Genomic DNA, 17,673 nt, shown 5'->3' with positions numbered 1-17,673 from the left:
GACACACTCCGGGTCCCGGCTTAACCCAATTCTTCGCCGGGCAGCATGGCCGGCTGAAGCGTTTGCGCTGGCAGCAAACTGCAACGGCCGTCGCCTGCCTGCATCGGCGGATCGAGCAGTAGCACCGACGGCACACTATCCATATCAGACAGTCGCAGGAGGTTGTACCCGATGCCGGCCAATCCGTACATGAGCCCGGGCACGGCGGCCGAACTCATCGGCTCGGTCCGGTAGTCGGCAGCAGCGCCGTGCCGGACGATCTGCCGCAGCGCACGCAGGCATGCCAGGTGCGCATCGTCGTCGCCACGCCGGCGTGCCGCCAGCACCAGAGCTTCCAGGTTGCCCAGGTCACCGTGGCACAGCACGTTGCTGCCCTGGCTGACGAACTGGCCACGGTGCGCTCCGAACGTCTCCCGCCGCACGATCAGCTCCGCGTCCGCCAGGCTGTCGGTGGCCAGGGTGCGCACCGCCGCCGGCAGCGGTGCGCCGAGGATACCGATCCGGGACAGCGCGATGCCGGGTGCGCCGTGGCACCAGGCGACCAGTGGCGTGGCGGAGCCGCCGTGCTCGGGCCGACGCAGGTCCGGCCAGCCGCCGGCACCGGCGTCGAACGTGCCGGCCTCGTAGCGCAGTGCCGCCTCGATCGTGGCGGCGTAGACGTCCTGCGGTTCGACGGCGTGGAGCCGGGCGAGCGCGTACGCGATGCCGCTCGTGCCGTGCGACATGCCTAGCAGCGGCCGGTCACCGAAGTTCGACGGCCAGCCGAGCCCGTCGCCGGCCGGTATCGCACCCTCGACCAGGCGGGCGGCGGCCTGCCGAGCCAGCGGCAGCGCCCGTGAGCCGGGCCGCATCCGATGCAGCGCCAACAGCGCCAGCAGTGCCCCACCGGCACCGGCGAGCAGGTCAAAGCAGCCGCTCCGGTCGATGGACAGCGCGAGCACGTCCAGCAGTTGCTCTGCGACGTCGAGCAGGTCAGGCCGATCGTGCGCTGCGGCGGCGTGCGCCAGGTAGTAGACCGTGCCGCTGAGCGGGCCGAAGGCGCCGAGATCGGCGTTCTCGGTCACGACGTCCAGCAGCAGGCGGTTGCTGTTCATCTTCCGCGGGAACGCCTCGGCCATCCGGCTCGCCCGCCCGGCGACGATATCAGCGACGCGTAACGCGGCCTCAGTGGTCCGCGGATCGGCAGTGCGACCGGCCACTGCGGACAGGAACCGTCCGATGCCGGATAGTCCCGAGTACAGGTCCAGTTCGGCCGCGCCCACCTGCCAGTGCAACTCGTCGACGAACCGCAGAATGATCCAGCCGAGGTCGTCGCCGTCGCGGATGGCGCCGTCGACGAGGCGGTGTGCTATCCGCAGCGCGGCGGCTCGGCCCTCCTCGGCGCCGAGCGGCTCGACCGGCAGTTTCTCCGTTGACAGCTGGGTCCGGTGCCCGACCCGCAGTGATTCGAACGTGCGGTGGATGAGGTCCACCTGATGGCGCAGTGCAGGCTCGGACACCTGCTCGACCCGTTGCCGTACCCGGGCGATCGGGGCGTCGTCGAGGAAATCGGCGATCACGTCGCCGGATGCGGCGTAAAGATTGCGTTCCCCGGGTCGCATCTCGAAACATGGGATGTCACCGACCCGCAGGTCGGCGAGCTCACTCGCGACGAGGCACTCCCAGCGCTGGTCGCCGTCGGCGCCGACCGCGATCCGCGCCAGCGCGCGGTCCCGCTCCGCCGAGTCGCGCAAAAAGTCCGGGTGCAGGCTGTCCAGCAGGACCCGACCGTAGTACGCCGTGGGACGGGCCACGTATCGCAGGCGCACCTCGGCGAAACCGTCGACCAGCCCGCCAGGCCCAAGCCAGCGCGCCCGTTCCGTGGCGATGCGCCGGTACGTCGCTGTGAACCCCTCGACCAGCTCGTCCTCGAACTCGGCCGGGTCGACGTCCCGCCCGCCGAAGCTCGGACGGCTGAGGCTCAGATGCGGCAACGGGGCGTGCTCGTCCACGACTCGCACGGCATCGGTGCCGAGCCCGACGAGTGACGGCACGGCGATCGGCGTCATCTGGTCGCCCCCGGAGCCCACGGCGCTGAGATCGAGCGCCCGGGCGGGCTGATTCCCTTTGATGATCATTTTCTCGGGAAGGATGCCGACCGCGGTCACCCCGGTATCTATCAGCTGCGCAGCCGGGTCAGTCCACATATTGTGCCGCCCGGCCGCCGGTGCGGCGTGGAACAGCGCCTCGAGGTCGATGATCACCGGATCGGCGCCGGAGGCGATCACGTTCTCCAAGTGCACGTCGACCCCATGCAGCGCATGCAGCAGGGCAAGCAGCGCGCCGAGCCGCCAGTGGAACGCCGCCAGCTCGGCAACCGTGGCACACCCCCGCCGCTCCACAAACTCCGCCCAGCCGTAGCCCGGGCGGGTCAACGTCTCCGGGGTGCGCAGTCGGTGCGCCGTGACCCCGTTGTTGAACCAGTCGAGCACCGCCCGCCAGGCCAGATCGACCTTGAGCGACCGCGGCTTGTAGACCACCTTTCCGCGGGCGAACTCAATCGTCGCGACGCTGCGGCCGCGCCGGTGTGTGTCGCCTTGACCGAGGCCGACCGCCACGACCTCGCCGAGACCGCTCACACCCGGCGCCAGCGCGTCAAGAGCCGGCAGATCCTCGCACAGCCGTGCGGCGAGTTCGAGGCTCGCCTCGCACCAATGCCGCAGGACGTCGTTGACGTACCGGACGAGCACCGGATACTCGTTCCAGATGGTGTGCCGGGTCGCCGGGAGGCCGAGCATCTCGACGAACGACACGAAGCGTTCCTCCGGGGTCGACCCGACGAGCCGGTCCTCCACCCGCGCCACCGCCAACTCCAGCACGGAGGTCCGCAGCACCGCCGACGTAACCGCCGACTCCGGCCATGCCGAGGCCAGCAGGTCCGGCAGCGCCGCCAGCCGGCCGCCGGCCGCGCCCGCACCCACCACGGTGGTCACCTTGCGGTGCAAGCGGCGTTGGTAGCCACGCACCTGCGGCCCCACGACGCGCAGCAGGCCGAGCCGGTCGTCCGCCGCGAGATAGGGCTCGGGGCCGGCAGTCCCGTCGGCCACCACCGCGGTGACCTCGCCGACCCACGCCGGGCGTCCCGCGTCGCCGGAAGCGGCACCCGGCGGCTCTGCGCCGCTGGTCGCGCCGCTTGAGGCAAGCACGCCCAGCAGCCCGTCAAACAGCGGCTCATCGAGGCCAAGACAGCGCAAGCCGGCCTCCAGCGCCGTCTCCGAGCCGAACGTGGTGGCCCACCGCCGTCTGCGTCGGCGGCCCAACTCCTGGTCCCCGGCGGCGGGATCCCGCTCGTGCAGATGTGCCGCCGGGCGCCACGCACCCGGGTCGAAATCGAACGGCTCGCCACCGCCCTCGGCTCCGCGAACTTGCCCCATCGATCTCCTCCAGATCCCCGTGCCGGGTCGGGATGCGACGGTGTGGCCGCCCACGCGAGGCGACCACACCGAGTACGCCCGATGCGTCAGCAGCAACCGCTCGTCCACAAACCGCACGTCCCGCACACCGAGTTCTTGGTGCAGTAGGCGGCGCTCAGCGTGACAATCGTGATGACTCCGCAGACCGGCGTGGTGGGCGTGCCACCGGAGATCTGAGCCAGCTCTGCGTCTGCGAGGATGCCGCCAGCCGGGTGCGCCGGCAGCGTGGCAAGCTCCTCGCCGGAGATCGAGTCGCGGTAGTCGAGATCCTTCCAAGCCCGTACGTGGTTCATCTACGCCTCCTCAGGCGTCTGCGGTTGGGAACAACGAACGGCCCGCCGAGCGCGCAGCACCGGTGTCGGAACGACCGGCGGCACCGGGCCGATCTCATCGTCGGCGCCGGTCGCCGGAACCGCCACGGCCCCCGCTGGCGCCCAGCGGCCAGTGCCGCAACCTGCCAGCCGTCAGCCGACTCGGTCGACCGGCGGGCGACCCGGCGCATTCCGGTCGAGCAACCCGTATGACGCGGCGATGAGGCCGGCCTGAAACCGCGACTGCGCACCGAGTTTCGTCATGGTCTCGGACACGATGCGGCGCAGCGTGCGCAGCGAGACACCCAGGTGTCGAGCCATCGCCTCATCCTTGGCTCCGCAGGCCAGCAGGCGCAGCACCGCCTGTTGCTGCGCGCCGAGCCCGTCCGGTTCGGGCTCGTCGCGCACCCGGACCGGGTGACGTGCCGGCAGGTGATCGGATGTGGACCAGAGGTGATCGAAGACCGCGGCCCACAGGTCCACCACCGGCCGGCCGCGCAACATCATCACGTCCTGGTCCGCACGGACAGGATGTCCCGCCAGTACCGCTGCCTCGTCCAGAATCGCGAAGGGCAACGGCACCGCGTCCGCCACCCGCAGTCTGGCACCGCGCCGGCCCAGCATCCGCAGGAGACGGTACGTGCTCAGCGAGTTCAGGCACGACCGCTGCACGACCAGGTTCATCCGTCCGGCCATCCGCGCCAGGGCCGGATAGGCCAGGCCGGCTGCCGGTTCACCGCTGTGCAGCTGGGTCAACAGCGGCGTCGGGCACACGAGCCGCAGCACATGACGCACGCCGCTCAGCAGCGGCCCGAGGCGGTGCGGGCACACCGGCTCGACCTGTGCGGCGGCACACCCGGCCGCCGGTTCACCCTCGGCGCCGGGCACCGCGCTCAGCGCCTCGAACACCCGTTGCTGCGCCTGGTAGACGCCTTGCAGCCGGCGATGCCGGGCGGCCAGGTCACGCCAGTGCCGGTTGGCCAGTTCGTCGAGGGCCAGGCAAGGGTTCGTCGGGCTCAACCGGCCGGAGTCGCTCCGGTACAGCAGGTCGGCGTCGACAAGCTCACCAATCGCATCGTTGACGACCCGCAACGCGATCCCGGTGGCCGTCGCCACCATGCCGGCGGTCGCGCCCGGACGGCGTTCCGCGAATCCGTAGACGGTCAACGCCGCGTCGCTGAGGTCGGTGCTGAACGCGGCCCCCGTCCTCGCACGTCCTGACAACGTCACTCCCCAAATGCGTTGGGATACACAGACATGACCGCAGCGTGACAGATGCCGCCGACCGAGCACTTGACGCCAGCGCACCATCAGGCCATTGACATCAGTGCACGTCGGCGGCGCCTTGGCGGGCCGGTACGGGAGTCGGTCGACGGCGTGTCCCGTACCGCTGGACAGCGGTACCGGCGGTCAGCCGGGCACGCCTGCCAGCAACGCGAGTGCGAGATCGTGCAGGTGGCGAAACTCTCCCCGCCGCGCCCCCTCCGCCGCGACGCGGCCGTAGCGGCGGGCGAGCTCCGACTCGCCCGCTGAGCGGTATGCGGCGGCCAGGCCGAGATGCGCCTCGGTGACCAGGTACTGGTCGGTGACGGCCTCTGCGATGCGCAGCGACTCCCGGTGTGCCGCGAGCGCCGCGCCGATCGCCCCGGATACCCGCAGCGCCTCACCGATGGCGTGATGCGCGCGGGCCTCGGTGTTGCGGTCGTCGCTCTCGACGGTGATCGCGAGGGCCTGCCGCGCCGTGTCGAGCGCTTGACGGGTCTGGCCCACCTCGCACTGCACTCGACTCATGATCACCAGCACGTCGGCCTCACCGTAGCGGTTGCCCATCTCCCAGTGGATGGCCAAGGCTCGGCTGAGTAAGTCACGGGCGTCGGCGTAGCGACGCAGCAACCGGCACGCCTCGGCCTTGTTCGCCATCGCCAGCCCCACGAGCTGTTGCTGGTCGGCGGCCAGGCGCAGCACCTGCTCGAGATGGTCGAGTGCCGACTCCACCGCGCCCATCCGCAGCAGCGTGACCGCGAGGTTGTTGTGCACATGTACCTCGATGTGCGGCACGTCCACCCCGGCGCACAGTGCCAGCGCGCGGGTCAGCAGGTCGGAGGCGGTTCGTAGCTGGCCGAGCTCGATGTAGATCGTCGCCCGGTCGCTGTACGTGCCGAGCTCGGCCTCGGTCCAGCCGCAATCCTCGGCCAGCTGGATCGCCACCGAATGGTGCCGCAGCGCCAGCCCCTGCTGCCCGATGCTTTGGTGCAGGTTGGCCAGGTTGCGGTGCGCCGTAACCTGGCCTCGGACGTCCCGGGCCGCCTGCGCCGCGGCCAACCCGGCTGCGGCGGCGGCAGTCCAGTCCGCGATCGGGCGGCGCAGTATGAAATAGCCGCGCAGTGCGTCGGACAGTTGGAAGGCGTGGTGCAGGCGCCCGTGGTCGGCGGCGTAGCGGATCGCCGCGACGAGGTTGGCCCGCTCGGCATCGAGCCACTCCAGCGCCTCGCCGCGGTGGAGGAACTCGAAGCCCTTGTCGACGTCAAGGCGTAGCATCGCGGGATACAGCAGTCGTGCGGCGGCGTCGACGCGCGCGAGGTACCAGTCGAGGAGCCGCGCGATCGACATCGCGCGGTCGTCGTCGGGCAACTGCTCACGCGCGTACAGCCGCAGCAGGTCATGGCAGGTGTACCGGTCGAGAGCAGGCTGCTCGACGAGGTGCGCCCGCAGCAGACGGCGCACCGCCCGATGCGCGGAGTCCCGGGAAGCGCCCGCGAGCGCGGCCAGCGCGTCGATGCTCAGCTCGGCCCCGGAGCCGCACCCAGCAGCCCGAACATGCGCCGCGGGAATGGGTCGAGACCCCGGTACGACAGTTCGAACGCCGCACTGACCGCAGTCCCGGGTTCATCCTCCAAAGCGAGCTCGTCGAGCAGGTTGCCGACGGTGAGGCGGTGAACGTATCCCGAGACGGACAGGTGTGGGTCCTCGCTGATGTTGGTGCCCGCGATCCGCAACGCCAGTGGCAGCCTCGCACACAGCCGCACCAGTTGTGCCGCGGCGGCCGGCTCGGCGGCCACCCCCGTGCCGGCGACACGGGCCAGCAGGTGCAGCGCCTCGGCCTCGGCGAGCACGTCGACGTGCACGGACGCGGCGGCCTCCCGCGCCACAAGGCCGACCAGCCGGTCCCGGCTGGTGATCAGCACCCGGCACCTCTGACTGCCCGGCAGCAGTGGACGGACCTGTTCCGGCGAGGCCGCGTTGTCCAGGACCACCAGGACCCGCCGGTCGGCAAGAACGCTCCGGTACAGCGAGGCCGCCTCGTCCACATCCGACGGCACGTGCTGCGGTGGGATGCCCAACGCACGCAGGAACAGGGCCAGCACGGCCAACGGGTGCATCGGGTCACCGGTGGCGTACCCTCGCAGGTTCGTGTGGAGCTGACCGTCGGGAAACCGGGCTGCGGCGCGATGCGCCCAGTGTGTCGCCAGCACCGTCTTGCCCACCCCGGCAGAGCCGCTAAGCACCGCGACCAGATTCGTGCCGGCCTCGCCGAGGACGGTGTCGAGCTGGTGCAGGAGGTCAGCGCGGCCGGTGAAGTCCACAGTGTCGGCCGGCAGCTGCCGCGGGACGGGAAGCACACCACCGGCCGGCTCGACGGGCACGCGGCCGGGCGCCGGCTCCGGACCGGCGTCCGACTCGGAGATGTCGGCGGCAGACGTCGCCGACAACGCCACATCCAGCACCTGCCGGTACGCGTCGAGGACGGCGCGGTCCGGGCTGACGCCAAGCTCCTCAGCGATCCGTTGCCGGAACAGTTCGAACACGCGCATCGCCCGGGCACGGTCCCCGGTCCCGCCGAGCGCAAGGATGAGCTGTGCGTGCACGCCGTCGTGCAATGGTTCCGCCTCCGCTGCCGCCTCCAGCACCGGCAGTGCCTGACGGTGCGCACCCATCGCCATGGCCAGCGAGGCGTACTCGACGGTCGCCGAAAGCCGCTCCCGGTGAAGCCGTACCACACGGGGATGACCGCGCAGCGCCGGCACATCCGCCGCGACGTCGCCCGACCACACCGCCAGCGCGGCCCGGTAACCGGCCAGTGCACGGGATTGGCCGTCCTGAGCTGCCGCGCCGCGGGCCTCCTGCAAGTGCTGCTGAAACCGCAGTAGGTCGAGCTCGGGCGGTGAGACGGCGAGCCGGTACCCCTGGGCGGACCGGACCAGCAGAGCGTCCCACGGCTGCGTGGTTCGCGACGAACCCAGCAGCCGGCGTAGTCGGCTGACGTAGGTCTGGATCAGGTTCGCCGCCGTCTCCGGTGGCCGCTCGCCCCACAGAGCCGAAACGATCGTTTCCGTCTCGACGGGCCAACCGGCCCCGAGCGCCAGCAACGTCAGCAGCGTGCGAAGCCGGTCCGCCTCGACCGGCCGCGGCTGGCCTGCCACGGTAACCCGCAGCGGGCCGAGCACCTCAATCGAGAGTCGTGGTGCGCTGATGAGCCCGGACCACCGGTTCCCGGACGGCACCCCTGGCACCGGCTCGCGCACCGCGCCGAGTACGGCGGACAGCCGCCGGACGACGCTGGCGTCGGGCCGGCGAGTCCGGCCCTGTTCGAGATCACGCACCGTCCCGAGCGCGACGCCGGCCAGTTGCGCCAGTTCTCGTTGAGTCAGCCCCCGGTCGCGCCGTGCGGCCGCGACCCGATCGCCCAGCCGCTCCGACACTCTTATCCCTCCATCGTCGTGCGGTCTGTCACCGCGCAGGCACCGCGAAGGTGCTTTGTCGGCAGGACATCGCCGACGGCCTCGGCACGCCGCGCGAATGCCGCAGCGTGCTGGCCCACGTCCGCCGTGATGATCGGGTCGGCTCCGCAGTCGACGGCGTCGGTGACCACGGTGTCTCGTTGGCACAGACGGCTTACCGGTCGGCCTAATATGACACAGTCAATGTGCATAGGTACATCAGCAGGTGAACTTGCCCGAATCTTGACAAGTTGGGGCGGGATGTTTACTCGCTGGAGCAGGCCACCCGCCGATCGAGATCGGGTGGGAACGGCTGCGGCGACTGCTGGTCAAGCACGGGATCACGTTCCAGCGGACCAAGATCTGAAAAGAGTCGACTGCCCCAGACTGGGATGCGAAACTCGCCCGCATCGGGCGCGTGACCAGCAACTTCCCGCGGCGGGTGTTCGCGTTCGACGAGTTCGGCCCGCTGGTAGGAAGAGCACGAGGTCGGCAAGGACCGGTTCGCCTTCAACCAGTCCCAGACCCGCCTATATACCCCGATCATGCGCCATCGTGCCGGTCATGGCCGCCCTCGCGGCCCGCGCCGTCGCCACGGCGCACGCCCGTATCAACACCGAAACCCCTCCCACACCGACCAGTCCGAACCAGCCGCCACCCGATGACTCCGATCTAATCCCATTGACTATGTTCGATATGAAACGCTGTTCAACCTGGCCACCCGCGTCTGCCGCTCCACCAGCCACCACTTACGTTGGTCCTGGTGGCGACGCCAGCATCAAGGCAGCCAAGGACGTCGAGCACGTTGAGAGCCCGCGGCCAGCGGCGCTGCGTGGCGGGCTGAGTGAAGGCCGCGGCGTTAGATATGGCGTAATAGATGAGCACGCCGAACGAGGAGAAGCCGACGACGTCGCGCAGGTCGCTGGTGGCCACGACGACGCCCACCAGGACCGCGAGCGCGACCTCGGCGTGATGCGGGACGCGGTAGCGGGGGTGGACGGCGGCCAGCCAGCCCGGCAGGCCGCGGTTGCGGGCCATCGCCAGGCCGGTGCGACCGATGTCGACGACCAGCGCCAACAGGGCACCGAGCGCGGCGAACGCGGCGCCGACGCGCACCACGGGGGCCAGGTTACCGGCGCCGGCCGCCTGGACGGCGGTGGTCAGCGGCGCCGCCGCGGCGGCGAGCCGTTCCGGTCCAGCGCCCCAGAGTGCCGCCACGCCCACCAGTAGGTAGACGGCGACCGCTGACACAGACCGCTGCGGTGACCACGACCGTCAGCCGGTGTCGTACACCGCGACGGGCGCGAGGATCCGGCAGACCCGGCAGCGCCGCAGGCAGCCCAGCAGCGATTTCGGGCACGGTGACCGCCGGTGCGCCGGACAAGGACGAGATCAGCGATGATGGCAGGGAGGGCAGGACTCACTTCGGGCGATCAACAAAGGCGCAGGAACCTCGATGATCATCTGAACGCGTCAAGCCCGCCCTGCTACCACCAGCAAGGGGCGCGTCTACACCAACCACATCAAGCCGGACCCCGTCTCGCCTTTGCCGGAGCCTTGGAGCGTCAGCACCTCATGAGCATTGGTTCGGTGCCTGCATCCGTTCAGGCGCGCGATATTGTTCCGGTATCGTATGTCTTGCGGATGGCCTCCAGACGCGGGTCGTGCGCCTGCTCGGGCAGCCAGATGTCTCCCCGGTAGGGGCGCCCGGGCCCCGGATCCTGCTTCGACAGCAGGATCGAGTGAACCTTGTCCGTGAAGTCGCGGCTCCATGCCTCCTCGGTTTCGGGGTCATCCCAGTGCAGCTCGAACCGCGCCAGCGCCTCGCCCAAGGGCATGGAACAGCTTTCTTGCAGGTCCGTCATCCGGCCGCCGCCTAAAATGACGAGCGTGTACATCCGCTCGCGCAACGGATGCGCCTGCGCCGATTCGAAGGCGGCGTATAGTTCGAGGAGCATGGGCTCGCAGTCCGGAACGACCCAATTCGAGATGGACGTGAAGTAGGAGCTGGCCATCTCGCGCGCGGACGAGGTCTGCTTCCAGTACAGTAAGGGATTGGCGTGTAGCGCCTGCGCGTTCACCTCTCCCAGCATCTCTGGGTGGGCTGCCAGAAAGTCCGAAGCCGGCAACATGCGCAGATCGAGCAGAGTCTTTTCCGACCATGCCGAAAGATCGGCCACGATGTCCGTAACCTCGTCTCCCAGGTTTTCCCGCAGCAGTTGCACGGTGGCCTCGGCGGACAGTAGGCTTACAACGTTGAATGAGCACACTGGCGCCAGCTGATCCGGCTCGAAGTGGATGCGGACCGAGACTGACACCTCCTGGGGCAGCTTGGCCGACCGTCCGAAGAAGCCATGGCCCACGCAGGTGGCCAGTTGTTCTCGGGTGATCCGCGTGAACCGCCAAGTCGCCAGCGCCGGCTCGTCTATCAGACGTAAGCGTATTTCGGTGACGACTCCCACGCCGGCGGTGGCACCGCCACGCATCGCCAGCAGCAGGTCTGGGTGGCTTTCTTCATCTACGTCGACGACGCTGCCGTCCCAGAGCACGACTCGACCGCCCGCGACGGATTGGCACCCCAGTCCGTATTTGCGCGCGAGGATAAGGTCCCACCCGGCGGTGAGGAAGTGCCCGCCCGCGCCGACTCCGAAGCAGTCGCCATGCGGCACTGCCTTGTGGTTCTTGGCCAGGATGTTGATGGTCTGCCCGAGCACGCAGCCCGGCTCCAGGAACAAGGTATCGTCGGCAATGCGACGCTGGGTCATGTTCGCTAGGTTGATCATGATGCCCGTGCAGGTCGCGCCGTTAAAGTAGCCATGGCCGCCGCTCTTGACTGACAGCGGGACCTTCCCGTTCAGTTTCAACTCAGCCATCAGTTGCAGCGTCTGCACGACGCCCCATTCGCTGCGCGGAGAGACGACGACGGCCGGTACGACGGCCGCGCGGTCGTGCATCGCGGCGTTCGCCGGGAAATCGATGCCATTTGTCTCCTCGACCTGAATTCCTCGCAACCTCAATCTGTTCACGAATTCTCGATAGCTGACTACATCTTCGCGAGCATTCATAGAGATGACCCTCCTGTGAGTTGAAGAATTCGGCACGTCCGAGTCAGCCACAAGCGCTGCAAAGGAGCTCCCACACTTGAGAGTCAGCAGTTCCGGCTCGCCGAATAGGCGGGTCATCCCCCAAGCAGAACAACCGTACGACCACGCCGGCGATCACCATGCCTTGCCGAGAAATCCGGGTTCGCAATGTATGCAACGAATTTGGCGCGGTGCAGGAATTTGATAGATAGCACAATCTATACAATCCCTACTTTTAGGCAGGCTTGAACTGAAGGCAACTAAACGATTGGCGAGCCGCGCGGCATTCGCACCGGGCGTGTCGGTAATCTTGAAGGCAGGAGCTACGTTAGAACACGCTCAAGGGTACTGACTTTCACCCGGGTCTGGTCATATCCGCGGCTTAGCCAAGCTCATCGCCACCAATCGATACGGGCCACCGACGCCTCCAAGAAAGGGCCGTAGGAGGTGGTGGCACCTCACGGCCTCCTGCAGACGCCGGGCCGAGCCGGGCTTCCGCGCCAGCGGTTGGGGGTGGGTAGCGCGGTCACGGTGGGCACCTCCGCTGCGACCAACGAACTGGATGATCATCATTGTTGATACATGGACGCCAAAAGTCACTACACCCGTGTCCAAATTTCAGGCGCCCTAATCGAATCGAACTATGTCCGCTTGCCCGATTGACGTCCTCGCCGGCCAGTCGATCTGGCGCGTCATGAGCTGCGGGTCATCGTCGGCGGGAACGCCCCCATCCCGGCGCCCAACTGACACTGTTCGAGCACCGCGACGGCTGGCGCTACACCGCCTTCATCACCAACACCCCGACAAGGGCCCTGCAGTGGTTGGAGGCCCCTCACCGGACCCACGCTCGTGTCGAGGACCGGATCCGCTGCGCCAAGGACACCGGCCTTCGCCGGCTACCCTCCCGCGAGTTCGCCACGCCGCCTGGTGCACTGCTGCGGCGATCGCCATCAACCTGATCGCCTGGCTGCAGCTCATCGGCCTCGACAGCACTGGCCAAGGCCGAACCGAACGGCTGCGCTGCCGGATCCTGCACACCGCCGCCCGCCTCGTGCACGGCCAGCACCGCCGCTGGCTACGCATCCCACACGTGGCCCCACGGCCGAACAGATCACCGTCGCGCGAGACCGCCAGCCAAGGCGCTCACCTGTTGATCCCGGTCAAGGGCAACCAGTGCGCCACGAGGCGCTCTGACACATCCCCGCCGCAGGCGGGACAGACTCGAAGGGAGGTCTGCTGGGTCTGATGGCTTACCTGGAGCCGAAAGGTGAAGGGGACAAGAGCATGCCAGGAAACCGGCGGCTGGGTCCAGGCGCCTGGGACAGCGTGTCGGGGGACCCGCGCGGTATGGCGAAGGCTTGATTGCTTGAACCCCAATCTCCAGCGGCAGCACTTTACTGCGACCGGAACGGCACCTGGAACCGGTGTCCGTCGTGGCCGGGGTGTACTGGTTCGCCCTGGTCAACCTTCGCGGCGGGAGCGATGTCCAGCGAGGGCATTCAAGGAGATGAGTGGGGCGTCTGGGCCGTGCTGATCGTGTGTCCACGGGCGTTTCAAGATCACGATGTGAATCCGAGGATGGTGAAGGGCCTGGTCATGTTCCGGCTGGCCCATCGGGTGGCTTCGGTGATGTCGGAGCGTCCGGCCAGGCGTAGCGCGTTGATGGCCAGGTTGCGTAGCGAGGCCAGGACGCGAGGTCCGGAGCGGGTGCGGACTCGGGAGTGGTCTTCGCGGTAGCAGGTGTCGCCGGAAAGCTGACCGGCAAGCACGGCGCCAGCCTCCCCATGACCATCGGATACACGCTCGTCGGCGCATCCCTGCTCGGGATGCTCGTCCTCCGGCCCGATACCCCGTACGGGGTGACAGCGATCCTGTTCCTCGTCAACGGAATCGGCCAAGGCCTCGCCATTACCCCTGCCACCGCCGCCGTGCTGCACATCGTGCCGCCCCAACGGGCCGGCATTGCCGCCGCCACTGTCAGCGCGGCACGCCAGTCCGACACCGCGCTCGGCATCGCCGTTCTCGGCGCACTCGGCCACGCGCAACTCGCAGAGCGCGGCTCTACCAACGAACTCACGGGTGGCCTCCACATCGCGATGCTCGTTGGCGGCATCGTCGCCCTGCTCGCCGCGCTCGCACTCGGAATGTTCCTCCGACCCGGTCACCGCATAGCGAGGGAGGCCGGGTCCGCGCGTACCGGCGACCCGGGCCATCGGGCTCTTCGAACTTGAGTGGGGTTGGTGGGGTGGCGCGACCCGGGTGTGCGGGTTCGCGGCTCTTCAGTGATCATCTGAGTGTCTGGATCGGACGGTCATACGGGACTTGCCGGTAGGTGGGCGCCCTGGTCGGCTGCGGTGGCGTAAGCGGCGCTGGCACTGCGACCGGCGGGACCCTCAACCACCAATCCTGTCCTCGGCCGCGCGCCAGGCCACCTCGTCGCCGCGCGGCTCGTACCGCACGATGTGTTGGGTCTGGCGCAGCACGGTTCGCATGGCTGCGAGGTCACCGTCGATGGCACCGGCGGCACGGGCCTGCACCAGGATGTTGCCGAGCGCGGTGGCCTCGACCGGTCCGGCGAGGACGGGGAGCGCGCAGGCGTCGGCGGTGAGCTGGCACAGTAGTTCGTTGCGGGCGCCGCCGCCGACGATGTGCACGGCGTCGACGTGGCGGCCGGAGAGCTGTTGCGCCTGGCGCACGGCGCGGCGGTGGGCCAGGGCCAGGCTGTCCGCGATGCACCGGACGATGGCGGCGGGGGTTGTGGGCACCGGCTCACCGGCGCGCCGGCACGCATCGGCGATGCGCGCCGGCATGTCCCCGGGTGGCAGGAACGCTGGGTTGTCCGGGTCCATGACGGACCGGAGTGCTGGCTCCTGGGTCGCGTGGCGCACCAGACCGGGCAGGTCGCTGGTGCCCCAGGTACGCAGGGATTCCTGCAGCAGCCACAGGCCCATGATGTTGCGCAGGTAGCGGATCGTTCCGTCCACACCGGATTCGTTGGTGAAGTTGGCGCGCCGGCTCGCTTCGGTCAACACCGGGGCGTCGAGTTCGACGCCCACCAAGGACCAGGTGCCGCAGGAGATGTAGGCGAAGTGTTCCCCCGCCGCCGGCACGCCCATCACCGCGGACGCGGTGTCGTGCGAGCCTACCGCCACGACGCCCGGCTCGCCGGGCAGCCCGAGGTCCGCCAGGACCGGCCCGATCCGGGTGCCCGGCTCGCGTAGCGGCGGGAACAGGTCGGTACGGATCCCCGCGTCGGCCATGAGGTCGACCGCCCAGCCCCGGCGGCGTACGTCGTACAGCTGCGTCGTCGAGGCGTTGGTGATCTCCGCGCCGATCTCCCCGGTGAGCCAGTACGCGATGAGGTCCGGGATCAGCAGCAGCCGGTCGGCGATGTCCAGCTGCGGCGTACCGGCGGCCGCGATGAGCTGGTAGAGGGTGTTGAATGGCAGTTGCTGCAGCCCGGTGGTGGCGTAGAGCCGCTCCGCGCCGAGGTGCCTGGTCACCCGCTCGGGGATTCCGTCCGTGCGGGCGTCACGGTAGTGCACCGGGTTGCCGAGCAGCGCCCCGGAGGAGTCGAGCAGCCCGTAGTCGACGGCCCAGGAGTCGATGCCGATGCTGGTCACGGGGCCTGCGGCGCGCAGGCCGTCGAGGACGCCCCGCCACAGGCCGAGGATGTCCCAGTGCAGGGTGCCGTCGGCACGTACCGGCTCGTTGGGGAATCGGTGCGCCTCCGTCAGGTCCAACCTTCCGGCGCCGACGCGACCGACCATGACCCGGCCGCCGGATGCGCCCAGATCGACGGCGGCAAGGGTGGCGCTCATAGCATCCCCCGTCGGACCGCCCATACCACGGCCTGGATCGACGCGCTCACACCGAGCCGGTCGCAGACGGCCCGTACCCGCCGGCGCACGGTTCGCTCGGAGAGCCCGAGCCGCCGGGCCACCGTCTCGAGCGGTAGACCCGCCGCCAGCAGCCGCAGCAGCCGCAAGTCCTCCTCGTCGAGCACCGGTTTCTCCACGATCACCGTCGTCCTCATCTCGCGCCCGTCCGGATCAGCGCAGGAAGGCCGCGGCGACGCCGGCGTCGACGGGGAGGTGCAGCCCGGTCGTGTGTGACAGGTCGCCGGCGGTGAGCACGAAGACCGCGTTGGCCACGTGTTCGGGCAGCACCTCCCGTTTGAGCAGGGTGCGCTGGGCGTAGAACTCACCGAGCTTCTCCTCCGGCACGCCGTAGACGGCGGCGCGTTGGGCGCCCCAGCCACCGGCGAAGATGCCGGAGCCGCGTACCACGCCGTCGGGGTTGATGCCGTTGACCCGGATTCCGTGGCCGCCGAGCTCGGCGGCGAGCAGGCGAACCTGGTGGGCCTGGTCGGCCTTCGCGGCGCCGTAGGCGACGTTGTTGGGGCCGGCGAAGAGGGAGTTTTTGCTGGAGATGTAGACGATGTCGCCGCCCATTCCCTGGTCGATGAGGACGCGGGCGGCCTCGCGGGAGACCAGGAAGGAGCCTTTGGCCATGACGTTGTGCTGGATGTCCCAGTCCGCCTCGGTGGTCTGCAGCAGGGACTTCGACAGCGACAGCCCGGCGTTGTTGACCACGAGGTCCAGCCCGCCGTAGGCGAGCACGGCCGCGCGGACCGCGGCGGCCACCGCCTCGGTGTCGGTGACGTCCAGCGGTACGGCCACCGCGACGTCCGGGCCGCCCAGTTCGCCGGCGACTGTTTCGGCGGCGGCGGTGTCCCGGTCGGTGACGACGACGCAGGCGCCCTCGGCCGCGAGGCGGTTGGCGATGGCCCGGCCGATGCCGGAGCCGGCGCCGGTGACCAGGGCGATCCGGGTGGCGAGGGGCTTGGGCTTGGGCATCCGGGCTAGCTTGGCCTCTTCGAGTGCCCAGTATTCGATGCGGAACTTCTCCGCCTCGTCGATCGGGGCGTACTGCGACACGGACTCGGCGCCCCGCATGACATTGATGGCGTTGACGTAGAACTCTCCGGCGACCCGGGCGGTCTGTTTGTTGGCCCCGAAGCTGAACATGCCCACGCCCGGCACGAGGACGATGGCCGGGTCGGCGCCGCGCATCGGCGGGCTGTCCGGGGTGGCGTGCCGCGCGTAGTGGGCGCGGTAGTCGTCGCGGTAAGCGGCGTGCAGTTCCCGGAGCCGGGCCACCGCGTCGGCCAGCGGGGCGGCCGGTGGCAGGTCGAGCACCAGCGGGCGGACCTTGGTACGCAGGAAGTGGTCCGGGCAGGAGGTGCCGAGCGCCGCGAGTGCGGGGTGCCGCTGGCGGGCGACGAAGTCGAGCACCGCGTCGCTGTCGGTGTAGTGCCCCACCTGGGGGCGGTCGGTCGATGCCAGGCCACGGATGATCGGGGCCAACGCCGCCGCTCTGGCGCGCCGCCGATCCGGGGGCAGCGGCTCGTAGCCGGGGATCATCGGGCCGAACGGCTCGGACCGGCCGTGCTCGTCGAGGTACGCCTGCGCGGTGTGGATGATCTCCAGCGAGTGGCGCTCGCACTCCTCGCTGGTGGCGCCCCAGGCGGTGATGCCGTGCCCGCCGAGAATGACGCCGATCGCCTGCGGGTTGGCCCTCGCCACGGCGGCGATGTCGAGGCCGAGCTGGAAGCCGGGTCGCCGCCACGGCACCCAGAGCACCCGGTCGCCAAAGATCTCCTTGGTTAGCTCGGGACCGTCGGCGGCGGTGGCGATCGCGATACCGGCGTCGGGGTGGAGGTGGTCCACGTGCGCGGCGTCGACCAGCCCGTGCATGGCGGTGTCGATCGACGGCGCCGCGCCACCCCGTCCGTGCAGGCAGTAGTCGAACGCCGCGACCATCTCGTCCTCCCGATCGACGCCGGGGTAGACGTCGACGAGGGCGCGCAGCCGGTCCAGGCGGAGCACCGCGAGGCCGGCCTCGGTGAGCGTGCCGAGGTCGCCGCCGGAGCCCTTGACCCACAGCAGCTCGACGGGGCCGCCGGTCACCGGGTCGGTGGCCTCGCCCTTGGCGGAGGTGTTGCCGCCGGCGTAGTTGGTCGTGGCCGGGTCGGCGCCGAGCCGGTTGCTGCGGGCGATGAGCGCCTGAACCTCGGAATGCATCGTCCTCACGTCCTCTGTGCGTT

Annotated in this window: 12 protein-coding genes and 2 pseudogenes; 3 read left to right on the top strand and 11 right to left on the bottom strand. The window is 69.5% G+C overall.

Going from position 1 to position 17,673, the window contains the following annotated elements; all coding sequences use genetic code 11:
- Nucleotides 1-20: 20 nt before the first annotated feature.
- The 8 genes from lanM to KJS59_RS07760 all read right to left on the bottom strand — a co-directional run bounded on the left by lanM (nt 21) and on the right by KJS59_RS07760 (nt 11,507).
- A complete protein-coding gene (gene lanM, locus KJS59_RS07795; RefSeq protein ID WP_213451653.1) occupies nt 21-3,413 on the bottom strand; it encodes a type 2 lanthipeptide synthetase LanM in 3,393 nt (1,130 codons plus the stop codon).
- A gap of 86 nt (nt 3,414-3,499) precedes the next feature.
- Nucleotides 3,500-3,745 (bottom strand): mersacidin/lichenicidin family type 2 lantibiotic, encoded by a 246-nt coding sequence (locus KJS59_RS07790; protein WP_213451652.1) that lies wholly within the window; start codon nt 3,743-3,745, stop codon nt 3,500-3,502.
- 171 nt (nt 3,746-3,916) lie between these two features.
- Nucleotides 3,917-5,074: a helix-turn-helix transcriptional regulator gene (locus tag KJS59_RS07785; RefSeq protein ID WP_213451651.1), complete on the bottom strand. Its 1,158-nt coding sequence runs from the start codon at nt 5,072-5,074 to the stop codon at nt 3,917-3,919.
- Nucleotides 5,075-5,173: 99 nt separating this feature from the next.
- The gene (locus KJS59_RS07780; protein ID WP_213451650.1) at nt 5,174-6,487 is read right to left on the bottom strand and encodes a tetratricopeptide repeat protein; all 1,314 of its coding nucleotides are present in this window, start codon (nt 6,485-6,487) and stop codon (nt 5,174-5,176) included.
- 56 nt (nt 6,488-6,543) lie between these two features.
- Nucleotides 6,544-8,463, bottom strand: coding sequence for a BTAD domain-containing putative transcriptional regulator (locus KJS59_RS07775; RefSeq protein WP_213451649.1), 1,920 nt, complete (start codon nt 8,461-8,463; stop codon nt 6,544-6,546).
- 2 nt (nt 8,464-8,465) lie between these two features.
- The gene (locus KJS59_RS07770) at nt 8,466-8,633 is read right to left on the bottom strand and encodes a hypothetical protein (RefSeq protein ID WP_213451648.1); all 168 of its coding nucleotides are present in this window, start codon (nt 8,631-8,633) and stop codon (nt 8,466-8,468) included.
- A gap of 556 nt (nt 8,634-9,189) precedes the next feature.
- Entirely contained in the window at nt 9,190-9,732 is a 543-nt protein-coding gene (locus tag KJS59_RS07765; protein ID WP_213451647.1) for an amino acid permease, read from the bottom strand.
- A gap of 353 nt (nt 9,733-10,085) precedes the next feature.
- Nucleotides 10,086-11,507 carry an FAD-binding oxidoreductase gene (locus KJS59_RS07760; RefSeq protein ID WP_213451646.1) on the bottom strand — a complete coding sequence of 474 codons (1,422 nt, stop codon included), beginning with the start codon at nt 11,505-11,507 and terminating at the stop codon, nt 10,086-10,088.
- 770 nt (nt 11,508-12,277) lie between these two features.
- On the opposite strand from KJS59_RS07760, the pseudogene KJS59_RS32460 reads away from it, so the two are divergent.
- The 3 genes and pseudogenes from KJS59_RS32460 to KJS59_RS32145 form a co-directional block, all read left to right on the top strand.
- A pseudogene (locus KJS59_RS32460) lies at nt 12,278-12,758 on the top strand (transposase); the annotation flags it as partial.
- Nucleotides 12,759-13,285: 527 nt separating this feature from the next.
- Nucleotides 13,286-13,795, top strand: a complete 510-nt coding sequence (locus KJS59_RS07755; protein ID WP_213451645.1) for an MFS transporter — start codon at nt 13,286-13,288, stop codon at nt 13,793-13,795.
- A gap of 67 nt (nt 13,796-13,862) precedes the next feature.
- A pseudogene (locus KJS59_RS32145) lies at nt 13,863-13,937 on the top strand (hypothetical protein); the annotation flags it as partial.
- A gap of 20 nt (nt 13,938-13,957) precedes the next feature.
- Here the strand turns inward: KJS59_RS32145 and KJS59_RS07745 are convergent.
- The 3 genes from KJS59_RS07745 to KJS59_RS07735 are packed head-to-tail and all read right to left on the bottom strand — an operon-like array spanning nt 13,958 to nt 17,650.
- Nucleotides 13,958-15,385, bottom strand: coding sequence for a rhamnulokinase (locus KJS59_RS07745; protein ID WP_213451644.1), 1,428 nt, complete (start codon nt 15,383-15,385; stop codon nt 13,958-13,960).
- Nucleotides 15,382-15,600, bottom strand: a complete 219-nt coding sequence (locus KJS59_RS07740) for a helix-turn-helix domain-containing protein (protein WP_213451643.1) — start codon at nt 15,598-15,600, stop codon at nt 15,382-15,384. The genes KJS59_RS07745 and KJS59_RS07740 overlap by 4 nt, the downstream gene beginning before the upstream one ends.
- Before the next feature lie 16 nt (nt 15,601-15,616).
- Nucleotides 15,617-17,650, bottom strand: a complete 2,034-nt coding sequence (locus KJS59_RS07735; protein WP_213451642.1) for a bifunctional aldolase/short-chain dehydrogenase — start codon at nt 17,648-17,650, stop codon at nt 15,617-15,619.
- Nucleotides 17,651-17,673 lie beyond the last annotated feature (23 nt).

This window comes from Rhizomonospora bruguierae (assembly GCF_018397995.1).
GTDB classification, from domain to species: Bacteria; Actinomycetota; Actinomycetes; order Mycobacteriales; family Micromonosporaceae; genus Rhizomonospora; species Rhizomonospora bruguierae.
This window is presented reverse-complemented; position numbering and strand designations above follow the sequence as displayed.

What these genes read in the sequence shown, in the direction of transcription:
- lanM (WP_213451653.1), bottom strand. Translation starts at nt 3,413, where the DNA reads ATGGGGCAAGTTCGCGGAGCCGAGGGCGGTGGCGAGCCGTTCGATTTC.
- KJS59_RS07785 (WP_213451651.1), bottom strand. Translation starts at nt 5,074, where the DNA reads ATGGTGCGCTGGCGTCAAGTGCTCGGTCGGCGGCATCTGTCACGCTGC.
- KJS59_RS07790 (WP_213451652.1), bottom strand. Translation starts at nt 3,745, where the DNA reads ATGAACCACGTACGGGCTTGGAAGGATCTCGACTACCGCGACTCGATC.
- KJS59_RS07735 (WP_213451642.1), bottom strand. Translation starts at nt 17,650, where the DNA reads ATGCATTCCGAGGTTCAGGCGCTCATCGCCCGCAGCAACCGGCTCGGC.
- KJS59_RS07740 (WP_213451643.1), bottom strand. Translation starts at nt 15,600, where the DNA reads ATGAGGACGACGGTGATCGTGGAGAAACCGGTGCTCGACGAGGAGGAC.
- KJS59_RS07745 (WP_213451644.1), bottom strand. Translation starts at nt 15,385, where the DNA reads ATGAGCGCCACCCTTGCCGCCGTCGATCTGGGCGCATCCGGCGGCCGG.